Below are 12,608 nucleotides of genomic sequence, written 5' to 3'. Positions count from 1 at the left end.
TTTAGAAGATGACTGGTAGAGGGCATATCAGCTTGCTTTTTTTACAAAAAAAAGCCCATATAATCCCCCCTGATGAGGAGTACTATATAGGCATGATTATAATTTAATGACATTATGCAAACTAGCTCAATTCATTTGCTGCAACTTTAGATTCCGGACTGGGCTTTTAACAAATCCGCCTTATCCACGCGTTCCCAAGGAAGGTCCACATCGGTACGGCCAAAATGTCCATAAGCTGCTGTCTGTCTATAGATAGGCTTACGCAGATCCAGCATTGAGATGATTCCTGCCGGACGAAGATCAAAGTTATCGCTGATCAGTTGAACCAGCTTCTCCTCACTGATCTTCCCCGTTCCATATGTATCCACATTGATCGATACAGGGGTTGCAACACCGATAGCATACGCCAATTGAATCTCGCACTTGTCAGCAAGGCCGGCAGCGACCAGATTCTTCGCTACATAACGAGCCGCATAAGCTGCAGAACGGTCCACTTTGGTCGGATCTTTACCGGAGAAGGCTCCGCCGCCGTGACGGGCATAACCGCCATATGTATCCACAATAATTTTGCGTCCAGTCAGACCGGCATCTCCTTGAGGACCACCAATAACAAAACGGCCAGTAGGATTAATGAAGTATTTAGTGGCTTCATCCAATAGTTCAGCCGGAACAACCGGAAGAATGACATACTCTTTGATGTCTGCCTGAATTTGCTCAAGGGTGATTTCTTCTGCATGCTGGGTAGATACTACGATAGTATCCACACGCACCGGCTTGTCGCCCTGGTACTCAATCGTAACCTGGGTTTTGCCATCCGGACGCAGATATTTCAAAGTTCCATCTTTACGGACTTCCGCCAGACGCCGGGCAATCCGGTGAGACAGGGCAATCGGAAGCGGCATGAGCTCAGGCGTCTCATTCGTAGCGAACCCGAACATCAGACCTTGGTCACCGGCACCAATGTTCGCAGTCTCTTCAGCTAATGACGCAGGGTCACGGTGCTCAAGAGCAGCATTTACACCCTGGGCAATATCTGCCGATTGCTCATTCAACGAGCTAAGGACAGCACAAGTATTATAATCAAAGCCAAACTTCGCGCGGGTATAGCCAATTTCCTTAATAGTATTACGTACGATTGCCGGAATATCCACATATTCAGATTTAGTGCTAATTTCCCCGATGACAAGCACAAGACCTGTTGCTACAGCTACCTCACAAGCTACACGGGCATTAGGATCGTTAGCAAGAAATGCATCTAGTACCGCGTCGGATATCTGATCACAGATTTTATCGGGGTGTCCCTCCGTTACGGACTCAGAAGTAAACAGATGACGCCCTTTGATCGACATACACAACAACCTCCCATATTGTTGATCTGACACTGTATTCAAGGGGGCTCCCTAGTAGATAACAGGCCAAATATAAGTAGTAGAATAATTTATGATGGCCAATGCCTGTTTTATTCAAAAAATGAACCTTTTCCGGATGGAAAAGGTCTACGGCCTTCCTCAAAGGTCATATTATCTTATTTACCGGTGGCTGTCAATTGAAGCCAGTTATGCGAAAAGAGACTGCTCTGCCTGTTTGATCAACCTCTTTGTGATTTCCCCGCCAACAGATCCATTATCTCTGGAGCTTAGATGTCCCAGATATGGAGTACCTCCTGAAACACTTGCTCCACCAATCGTCCCCAGCTCAGAAGCAAACTCCGTATCCATTCCGCCGCCGTACGAAGCCCCATATAATCCGAATTCAGAAGCAATTTCATATTGCATTTGTTTCAGCATTGCCCGGCTTTCTGGTACCACTGTGCGATTTGTACGTGCCATGTTACAGCACCTCCTGCGAATTTTTTTTAAGATTACAGGTGGTATTGTGTACGAATCCCAAAGGCCTGAGTCGGCTTAATGTTTGTCAACTGTGGGAATGAGTTCCGGGGTATATGAAGACCCAATATAGGGCATTCTTTATATAGAAAAGAAAAATGTCGATTGAAGTGTTCTTAAAAAAATGGATTGCAGCTATTTCAGAGTATATGCACCACGGACCATAACAACGATTTTCATCGTTTGACCGTCCTGAACAGCAATTCCACGGCCATCCCGTGGGAAAGATAACAGATGATTCGTAGGCGCAGCGACACCATTCGCCAAATCGACACCATCCGTCAAGTCAGCTACACCATTAGCATCTTGGGAATAAATAACCGCTTTGCCGGCACGAACAATGAATTCTGTACCTGCTCCGGCAATGAGAGTCTGGCCTGGCTTCACATCAACAATTTCACTGGCATTACCAGTATTTCCTGTATCACCCGAACCGGAAGCCGGCGCTTTGGTAGGAGCTGTGGTTGCAGCCGGTGCATTAGTTGCAGTAGCAGCCGGAGCCTGAGTAGGTGGACTAATTGTTCCACCCTGCAAAGCCTTCTGAATCTGTTGGTCCACATAGCTCTTAGTAACCACCGGGTCCTCTGCCGTTCCTGGCTGTGATCCAACACCGGCGCCTTCAGCCTTTAGGTTAATCATAGATCCAGCCCACAGTCCACCCGCCAGCAGCACTGCAGACATCGTAACTTTCCAAGCGGTCTTCAAATGTGATTCCTCCTCATAGTGGGATAAATGGCTATAAAAAAAGAATAGCCTCCGAAGAGGCTATTCTTAATTGCAGTAATCGGAGATTACTTAATGGAGTAACTAGTACCATTAACAACAGCATTATCTGCTTTGTCTTTAATATCAGTTGCACCTTCAGCATTAACTTTGACAGACAACTGGTAAACTTCATTTGCATTCAGGTCACGAACTGCACCATTAGCATCTTTGAAGGTCACGTAGAATCTGTCAGCTTCACCAACGCCACCGATTGTAGTGATAGATACATTAGTCGAAGCAACAACCTCGTTATTAAGTGTAAATGTGAAGTCAGTAGGGTTAACATTCTTAACCACTTCGCTGAATGTCAGAACAACAGTCTTGCTGTCTGCAGAAGAGATTACCGCAGAGTCAAGGCTTGGTTTCTTACCATCTTTCAACTCGATTGGAAGGGTTTTAGGGTCAACACCATTATTGGAGTTATCCACAACACCACTTACAGTCAGGTCATAGGATTTAGTTTGCTCAATGCTGGATTTAGGAATGAAGATCCAAGCTGTTTTGTCTTTTCCTGTGTTAACGATGCCGTCACCGTCAGCGATTGTAATGTAAGCTGCTGAAGGCAGAGCCTTGTTATCCAGCGTGTAGCTGTTAACGTCACGTACAGAGTTGATGTTCAGTTCGTTGTCATCTTGGACTCTAACAGCAAGTCTGTACTCGCTATCTAGTTCTTTGTAAGTAACTGTTCCAACTACTTGTGGTCTGCCAGTATCGGAAGAAGCAGCATTTCCATCTACTGCCAGGTTGATAGCAGCCAACTTGTTACCAGCAGCACTCAGGTCTTTGACAATGCCAGCAGGCAAGCGCAGAGTGTGTGCTCCTGTCAGAGATCCTACAGGGAAGATCAGGGATTTCTGATCATCAGATACGCGTCCGTTGGACAAGTTAGTGGAAATACCAGTGCTTTCCTTGATCAAAGTAGCAGAGGTTCCAGCAACATAAACGATTTCTTCAGAGAATTTAACTACGATACCAGTACCAGCTCTGTAAACAGTGCTTGTAACGGTTGGAGCAGTTGTATCCTTAGTGAAGGTAATTGGTTGGGAAAGTGCGCTGCCCAGTGTGTTACCCAGGGAATCCTTCACACCAGCACCGAATACGATTGTACCTGTGAAAGTACCGGAAGAAGGAATTTCACCAAGCGGCGAAGTCAGAGTGAATGTCTTCTGATCAGCACCACGGTTTACAGTGAACATACCTTTGCTTTCGCCATTCGGATCAAGCAGACGGATGTTGTTGGACAGGGAGTTGAAGTCCATGTTTTTGTTGAATACAACAGTGACTTTCTTCTCGCCAGTTGCAGTCAGGCTAACAATCTGTGGAGCAGCAACATCAGAAGAAACTGTTACTTTAGTTGCAAATGGATTAGGTGTGATCGTGTTACCTGCGAAGTCGCTCAGGTTTCTGATCGATACGTCATAAGTTGCACCACTGTTCAATGTAGCAGTAGTCAGTGTCACTTCGTCAAGCGGAGCATAAGCATCACGGCTAACCGTAGCTGCAGATCCGTTAACGTAAGCGATCAGACCAGTCAATCTTACTGGCTCGCTAAGTTTCAGATAGACTTTGTTAGTTGTTGTTTTTGCAACAGAAGTTACAGTTACAACCGACGGAGCAACAACGTCATTTACATTGATAAGGTCAGTAAATGCAGGAATCACTTCGTTGCTGATTGTTCTAACATCATCATTAACGATTACAGTGTATTGACCTTTCAAGTACTCATTGTTCTGGAAAGTAATCCAAGCTTCAGTACCATCAGCAGCCAGAGTAACATCTGCAGCATCAGGACTTACACGAAGAGCACCGCTCAGTGGATTAACTTCAACCAGACCATTAACCAATGTGCTGTTTCCATACACATTTTCAATAATTGTTTCTGGGTCGATAGCACGGTTGAACTTAACAACCAGTTGCTTAGCGTTTGGAGTTGTTACGGAAACAACCTTAGGAGCCTGCAGAGTTACTTTTGCAGTGTAGTCCTTTTCAAGGTGTTTGAAGTTGATTGTTTGTTCAACACCTGCTACCAGAGCAGTTGTCAATTCAACGTTTGCAGTAGTTTTGTCAGAGAAAGTTACAACTACTTTGGTTGGGCTTACTGCTTCAGCAGAAGCTACAGTCAATGTAGGAACTTTACCGATTTGGTCAGCATAGTAAGCTGTTTCAACTACCAAAGAACGAGGAGCGTTAGCTTTGAAGTTGGTATTTTTCTCTACCAGACCAGCGTTGATAACTGCTTGCGCATAGCCCTTAGCCCATACAGATGCACTGTTATCAGTTGTAGTTGGTTGTTCCAGCTTAAGAGCGATAGCCAATACTTTAGCTACTTCTTCAACTGTTACTTTACCGTTGTAGTTGAAGATACCTTTAACAGTATCTTGACCCTGCATCAATCCTGCTGCAGTAACTGCTTCGATGTAAGGAACAGCCCAGTTTTTAGCGTTGTAACCTTTATCGTTGTAAGACAACTTGCCAGTTACTTCAGTAAAACCGAACAATTTAGTAACGATCTTAGCGAATTCTCCGCGAGTCAGATCTTTATCAAGATGAGCCTTTCCATCAGGGAACCCATTAACAATACCCTTTGCTGCTAAAGCATCAAATGCTTGTTGTGAAGTTACCTTTGCTGTTTCACCAAATGCTACAGAGGCAAACATCGAGAATGCCATTGCTGTAGATAATGCTACGGATAAAATTTTCTTCATAACCTTTTTTTCTCCTCCTTGGACATTCATAAACTGGGATTTTTCTTTAGTTGTGTAGCTCATATCACTCATTTGTCGAGCACCCCCTTTCCCGAGTTGAGCAGATTAAGTATAAATAATGTCTGTGACGGGTATCACAGAAACTTGTAAACAGCTTCAAGGCATAGTAATACTAGATTCCTAATTCTACCTAAGTATTATACAATGTGCCTCTAGTCACGTAAAGCTAATTTTTCCATTTAGCAATGAACAGTGCCTTGAGGGCATTCCGCAATTGCCTTGTGCAAGTGACTCTACACCTTAAACGCAATAGTTTCAAAAAAGTTGCGCTTTGGTTAAAAAAACTTTTTCTGCCCTGCTGTATCCCTGCCCCGATACTCTAGAAGATACAATATGTATGTTCTACTAACTATTGTTAATGTTGGGTGGCTACGGGAATCAGTATAGCATAGAGGCATTCCAAACGTCATTAAACAATATTTGCTAAGTTTATAAACAAATATTGCATACTAAATGTAGTTTTTTTGTTGACCAGCTTTCGAGCTAATAAGTATATACCCACATTGCAGCAGGGTTAACACGTTCCGGATAATGATTGACATAAAGAAAGGCTACTGAGATCAACTCAGCAGCCTTACCTTCAACTTAGTATATCCAGGGCTATCGAATCTTCATCGATAGCTGTATTAACTCCTGGCGCTTCTCAGGGCTTGCATTTACATTCTCATACATGGCATCAATCGCTGCGCGGTTCTCACGGTAGGTCTTCTCATGCTTGATGGTGCTATGGGACCAATCGATCAAAGCATTCTCAGCAATAACAAGTTCATTATAAGCATCATGGAAGCCAGTTGCTTGGACAAGCTCTTCCATTACCTCCTGAGTGATCTCCTGCAGAGCCCGCTTCGCTGCAATTTCCTTTTCCATAACCTTTGCTCTATTCTCAAACATATTCTTTGCTTTCGTGTAATCCAATTGTGCTTTTGATAAAATCGGTTTCATCGATGGCTTTCACCTTTCACGTAAAAATGGTTTCTTTGACATTGTAACGCAAATGGGAGCAGATTACAAAGATGTCCGAATGGTAATTTAACCTGAATAAGGTTTTTACTCTGGGACTGTTACTGCCTAGCTCAGGGTTTTAGGGAAAATTGTAGTGCTTTTCTTCAAAAGCTCCACAGCAATTTTACCAGCCTCAGCTCTTGTCATATTGGCTTTAGGATTAAAGTTGTACGAAGCCTTCTTTTGCCCCGTAGTGGTCACTTCAGCCCCATTCATAATTTTAGCCTTTGACACGGCCTGAACTGCGGCTAATGCATAGGACTCTATCTTACCGGAATCCAGGAAGGACTTGGCTACTGCATCCTTTAATTTCTGATCATTAACCGGCAGCTTCAGCTTAAGTGCTCTGGCAATCATCACAGCCGCTTGCTCACGCGTAATCGGTTGATCTGGACCAAATACCCCATCGGTAAGTCCAGTCACAATTCCGGCTCTCGATGCTGTCTCAATATGTTCATAATCCCAGGTTACTGAACTGGCCCCTGGAACCAAATCTGAATAGGTCTTATTACTATCGTAGTTAAGCGGCAGATTCAAGCCCTTAACAAGCAGGGTCGCGAACTCTCCTCTTGTTGTCTGATCGTCTGTGCCAAACTGTTCAAAACGGAGATTATTCATGATCCCCTTGGAATACAGGGCATTAAGAATGTTCCGGGCCCATTGGTGATTCGTAATGTCGTTATAGCCACGGCTCATTTTCATAACCTTGTAATAACCAAATTCATCAAACGGAACACTGATTGTATGCTTGTTGGTATCCACAGTACCACCAATATTCACCCATTCACGGTTGGAGTTATATTGGAATACAGTGACAACAGTCCCCGCGTCATCAACAACATTGGAGTCAAAAGCCAGTGTTAGTTTCCCCCGCTTGGATGGAGTGATCTTGCGTTCTGCCGGAGTCTGCGGATCACCGAACAAACCATCTACAGAATATGGAGCCAGGCCATTCGTTGCAGGAATGTACCCTCCAGTCGATACTGTACCCAATTCGCCCAAGCCTCCGCTAATCCAGTACACATCGGATATTCTTACGAAGTTACTGCTCTCATATGGAGAACTGAAACGAAGTGAGAATTCATCGGGAATGGTCCAGTTAGGAATTCCGCTCTCTTCAAATGTTACCGGGAAGCCGATGACATTGCCATAATCGTTACGGCGTTCCACCACACCTGTTGTCGGTTCAGCAATACCGAAGCGAAGTTTGGTATCAGGATAGAACTTCTTCAGATTGCGTGTATCTGTACTTTGCATTACAGTCCCTTTTGGGAAGGTCAATTCCAGCTTCTTATTAAATACACTGTATTTGTCCGCTACCTTAGGCGCCATGTATTGCGAATCAACTGCTACAGTGCCCGTATAGAATATTGAGATAGTATCTGTACTTGTACTGCTTCCTCTGACAATTTGAATTTTGATGCTGTTTGCCTTATCTGGCTTCAAGCCTACGTAATCCAGAACGAACCTGCCCGGTCCCAGATCCGTTCGCTTAACGGCCTGCTCTTTGTCAATAACTACACTTGTAGCTCCCTCAGCTTCAATATCAAAATGAACAAAGTTCTTGTTCACAACATACTGAGTCCCTACAGAGGGCTGAGGAGACAGAATGCGGTAAGCACTGACCTCCCGGATCAGCTCCAGTTTCTGACTAGTCTTGGCACCCGTGCTGTTGATCAGTTCCAGCGTATAGATGTAGGTTCCCGGTGTATCATTGGTGAGATCCTGAATCCGCATTACGAAATCCTTCTGACTGCCGGCAAAGCTGGTAGTATAACGTTGATCCGCAAACACCGGGCTTGCTGTATTAGCAGCACTGGCGTTAGCCGGAATATCAAGCGACAATATATTTTTGGTACCCATGTTCAGATTCAGCTTCACTGCCCCGCTGCCTCGCAGCACCAAATCATAGGTTTTCAGACTAGTTGTATACTTTGTATCATTATAAATAAAATCAGGTGTCAGATTGAACAGCTTCGTGAGCAGTACATCCGTTGGTCCAAAATTAGCGTCCGGGAATGTAGGTCTTCCTGTGCCTAAGGCCGGCTGGAATTTGCTGATGGTTGATACATTCTCATCAAGAATATAGACACGCAGTTCCTTGCGGACCTCACGGACCTGTCCTTTTTCATCTACCCCTGTTCCTGTCAGGACAATTTTATTCTCCCCGAATACAATAGGTCCCTCTTTAGCATCAATTTTTAAATCTACAGAAAAAGCACCATCACTTGGATTTGGCCACTTCTCTGTTCCTGTAGGTTTTATTTTCAACCCATTCACATACATTTCAGCCAGGAAGTAGCTGCTACCCAGATTAAAGTCGATATATTGTCCCTTTACGTTCAATACTTTGCTCTCGCTGGAGTTAATTACATAAGTCTGCCCATCCGTAAGGTTGGATACATAAATGTAGCTCTTCGAGGCAAAAGAAATATTCACATCCTTGTTTGAGGATGAGCCATCTATCTTGAACCGGACGGTCTGATTCCCGTTCTGGAAATCCGTAATTTTAAAGATATGTTCTGTTGGCGATACCGCCTTTATCCATTCCGGCGCTAAAACTCTGGTGGACAAAGGCAAATAGCTTGCAAGCAGCTTTACAGGAGTGGTTGTCATAGCTGTATTGGTTTTAACCAAGATATAGAATTCTCCAGAATCCACCTTAGCCCCATTCAGCGCTACTCCGGCAGGTACTGTCCCTGTTGTTCCGTTATACCCCGGCAAATACTTCATATCTGTAATTACAATGTTATTCTTCATATACTGAAAATCAATGGACCGGTTAACGGTCTTGGTTCCATACGCTACTGAAAGATTGTGCGTCTGCTTTTCTAAACGGTTGGCAGGTGTTGCATTATCCTTTGTTAAGGTCAAAGGGATTTTAAAGGTTACCAGCCGATAAGCAGGCGAATCCTTAATTGGAGAAGGAACTAAAATTTCAGAGCCTGATTTCAACCCCACCGCACCACTGCTGCTAAGTGTTAAACCTTCCCCATATTCAATAGCGGGTACTGCACTATCCAGCTTCACAACTGCTGAACCGCTGAAAGGCACTCCGGCATTGTCTGGAACCATCATCTGGACAAATAGGCTGGCAGTATCTTTATCCTCTGTCATCACTGGCTGATCTCCGTACAAGAGGTCTTGCCCTTGACCGGTACTATCTCCTAAGTACATAGCGACTATTGGGTTCTTCTCATCATAATAGAAAATTGAATATTGAAAGCTGAGTGTGTCAGAACCATTCTGTACAACCAGCTTAAGGCTGTTCACCCCAGGCTTAAGCTCCATACGCTGGGAAAAGAAAGTGCCATCCTGCAATAATGATGTGCTTGAAGCAGTGCCATCATTAAGAGAAACTGTAACCTTAGTAGCATTCTGGGCCTTACCTTCAAGTGTAATTTCCTTGTTGGCTACCACCAACTGAGCGCCTTCATTCAAATTCAGCTTCTCTGATCCCCCAAGAACCTGAAGCTTCTCCACATAGGGGACCTTATCAAACAGAACATAAAATGCTTCTGAGCGGTCATTGCTGCCCTGTGATCCGGTCAATGTTATCCGGTTCATACCAGGATACAAGGTCAGATTGGCACTGAAACGGTTATCAGGGCTGTCAACATCCAGTTGGACCACTCCCGGTGTTACGTGTGTAGGATCTTCCAGCCATTTGTTGTTCTGCTGATCCCAATTTAATAATTGTACATTTGCTCCGAGTGTAGAACTGGTTACCTTTGTAAAGGTACCTGTAACTGTCAGGCTTGCATCTGTCACCTGCAATACATTATCTCTGGCAATTTGCAATGACGGCACTGAAGATGATGGAAGTAAAGTCAGATCAACCGTATTCCGAAGCTTTTGATTATCCGGTGTAAAGTAACTGGTCGGCTTATCTGCAGCCGCCGCAATATTCATAAGTCCCGGCGGGACTAAGGATACCAATAAAGCGAGCAGAAGTGTCCAGATAAATGTTTTTTTCATGCGCTGCATGTCATTAACCTCTCCCTTTTGTTGATGATAATTATTTTATCGGTCCAGCAGCCCATAATATGAAGGACTCCGCCCAACTTTTCTGTAAGCGGCATCCAGATCTGCAATAAGACAAAAAAAGAGCGTACCCTTATGGAAGGATACGCACCGATATTTAATGAAACAATTTGTGAATCGTATTCAGCTTTAAAAGAAATTATAGCTTACTACCCCGCTCTTGCCCAACCTTCATCCGCATTCTCAAAAACAAATCAATCACCGGGCGCTTGGTCTTGCTGATGACGCCGGTGATCTCTGCGCCGATCTGCAGGAAGAAGAGCATCACGCAGATGACTACGAAGGTAACCCAGTTGGCTTCGTAGAGCGAAGCAGAGGTCTGGATGACTGCCAGGATACCGAAGAATGCGGCAATGCCGTAGATAATTAGTACCGTCTGGCGGTGGCTGAAGCCGAGCTCGCGCAGACAGTGATGGAGATGGCCTTTGTCCGGAGCGAAGATCGGCTTCTTCTGCAGCTTGCGCCGGACGATGGCGAAGAACGTATCCGATAACGGAACTCCGATAATCAGGAGTGGTGTGATGAATGAAACCACCGCAATCTGTTTGAAGCCGAGGAGTGCAAGCAGTGCCAGGCAGAAGCCCAGGAACAGCGAGCCCGTATCTCCCATGAAGATTTTGGCGGGATGGAAGTTGAAGAACAGGAATCCCAGAATGCTGCCCAGCAGCAGCAGACAGAGCAGGGCAACCATGGTGTTCCCCATCAGGAAGGCCATGACGGCAATCGTAGCAATGGCAATACCGGATACGCCTGCTGCAAGCCCGTCCAGCCCATCGATCAGGTTCACGGCGTTCGTGACGCCGACAATCCAGAAGATCGTCAGAGGGATGGCAATCCAGCTCTCTAAGGAAGAATAGCTATTATGAAAAGGAATATTTACGAAATCTACCGTGATGCCAAACCCGAAAACTACAATACAGGCAGCAGCAATCTGGCCCAGCAGCTTCACTTTTGCTGATAGCTCAAAACGGTCATCCAGACCGCCGATCAACACAATCAGGCCTCCGCCGCATAGCAGCGCTTTAATGAAATTAGCCTCCCGGGGAGTGAAGTCATACGGAATAATCGGTAATACGGCAAGCAGGCCTAACACAAACGCCAGAAATATGCCGAGTCCGCCAAGGCGGGGCATGATCTTCGTATGCACTTTCCGGGCATTTGGCACATCTGTCGCACCGATCTTAATGGCGAATTTCTTCACGAACGGCGTCAAAAGCAGTGCAAGCCCCATGCACACAACGAATCCGGCGATGTATATGATTAACATGTGAAAAGTCGACCTCCATTTCTCTACCGCATTGAATTATACGCTGAACCAAAAACAAATTCCAATACTGTTTTTAGGCGGTAACACGGATTTTTTCAGTAAATTCCCTCATTTTACTGGTCTTTTGTGACTTTATCTTTCTCTCGTACCACTTTTACTGCGAATTTCGGCAGCGCAAGCATTCTTTTGTAACGTGTGGGTTCCTTGAGCAGCCGGTATAACCATTCTGCCCTTAATTTCTGGAAGGCCACAGGGGCACGGCGGCTCTTGCCGGAGATCACATCAAAGCTCCCGCCGACACCCATCATCACCGGGATCTGCAGCCGGGCTTTGTATTTGGCGATCCATGGCTCCTGGCTGTCCGCCCCTCTGGCAACAAAGAGCAAGTCAGGCTTCGCTTCAAGGATTCCGCCCACAATTTGTTCATCCTCTGCCGGACCAAAATACCCGTCATGATATCCTGCGATGACAATACCGGGATATCTTGTTTGTAACCGGGAAGCCGTCTCGCGAATCACCTCAGGGGTTGAACCGAGCAAATATACTCTCCAGTTATAGCTTTCGCCTTGGTGCAATAATTCATGTAAAAGATCAAAGCCCGCTACACGCTCAGCTACAGGCTCCTTACAATACCCCGCGGCCCACACTACTCCAGTTCCGTCAGGGACAACCAGCTCTGCTGATTTCATAATCTCCATATAAGACGGATTCTCCAGCGCCGCCATGACCATAATCGGATTGGCAGTAATTACCTGATGAGGCTCACGCTTATGAACCGCCTCTGTCAGATAGGAAACGGTGGTCTTCATATCCGCCTTGGATACTCGTATGCCAAAAATGGGTACTGTCGGTAATGCGCTATCTGCTTTCACTTGTCAC

Annotated in this window: 8 protein-coding genes; all 8 read right to left on the bottom strand. The window is 45.3% G+C overall.

Going from position 1 to position 12,608, the window contains the following annotated elements; genetic code table 11:
• Positions 1-146: 146 nt before the first annotated feature.
• Positions 147-1,349: a methionine adenosyltransferase gene (gene metK, locus MHH78_RS05215; protein WP_341166801.1), complete on the bottom strand. Its 1,203-nt coding sequence runs from the start codon at positions 1,347-1,349 to the stop codon at positions 147-149.
• A 207-nt stretch (positions 1,350-1,556) separates the two neighbouring features.
• Positions 1,557-1,829: an alpha/beta-type small acid-soluble spore protein gene (locus MHH78_RS05210; RefSeq protein WP_209868427.1), complete on the bottom strand. Its 273-nt coding sequence runs from the start codon at positions 1,827-1,829 to the stop codon at positions 1,557-1,559.
• Between the two features lie 192 nt (positions 1,830-2,021).
• Positions 2,022-2,591 carry a hypothetical protein gene (locus MHH78_RS05205; RefSeq protein WP_341166800.1) on the bottom strand — a complete coding sequence of 190 codons (570 nt, stop codon included), beginning with the start codon at positions 2,589-2,591 and terminating at the stop codon, positions 2,022-2,024.
• Between the two features lie 86 nt (positions 2,592-2,677).
• A complete protein-coding gene (locus MHH78_RS05200) occupies positions 2,678-5,428 on the bottom strand; it encodes an Ig-like domain-containing protein (RefSeq protein ID WP_341166799.1) in 2,751 nt (916 codons plus the stop codon).
• A 588-nt stretch (positions 5,429-6,016) separates the two neighbouring features.
• Positions 6,017-6,358 (bottom strand): hypothetical protein, encoded by a 342-nt coding sequence (locus tag MHH78_RS05195; RefSeq protein WP_036721689.1) that lies wholly within the window; start codon positions 6,356-6,358, stop codon positions 6,017-6,019.
• Between the two features lie 126 nt (positions 6,359-6,484).
• Complete coding sequence (locus MHH78_RS05190; RefSeq protein ID WP_341166798.1) at positions 6,485-10,405, bottom strand: S-layer homology domain-containing protein; 3,921 nt, start codon at positions 10,403-10,405, stop codon at positions 6,485-6,487.
• Between the two features lie 196 nt (positions 10,406-10,601).
• Positions 10,602-11,729 carry a glycosyltransferase family 4 protein gene (locus tag MHH78_RS05185; RefSeq protein ID WP_036721693.1) on the bottom strand — a complete coding sequence of 376 codons (1,128 nt, stop codon included), beginning with the start codon at positions 11,727-11,729 and terminating at the stop codon, positions 10,602-10,604.
• A gap of 113 nt (positions 11,730-11,842) precedes the next feature.
• On the bottom strand, positions 11,843-12,601 hold the full coding sequence (locus MHH78_RS05180) for a WecB/TagA/CpsF family glycosyltransferase (RefSeq protein ID WP_076084503.1): 759 nt from the start codon (positions 12,599-12,601) through the stop codon (positions 11,843-11,845).
• Positions 12,602-12,608: the final 7 nt, after the last annotated feature.

It is taken from the genome of Paenibacillus sp. FSL H3-0333 (assembly GCF_038002805.1).
Classification (GTDB): Bacteria; Bacillota; Bacilli; order Paenibacillales; family Paenibacillaceae; genus Paenibacillus_AQ; species Paenibacillus_AQ silagei.
This window is presented reverse-complemented; position numbering and strand designations above follow the sequence as displayed.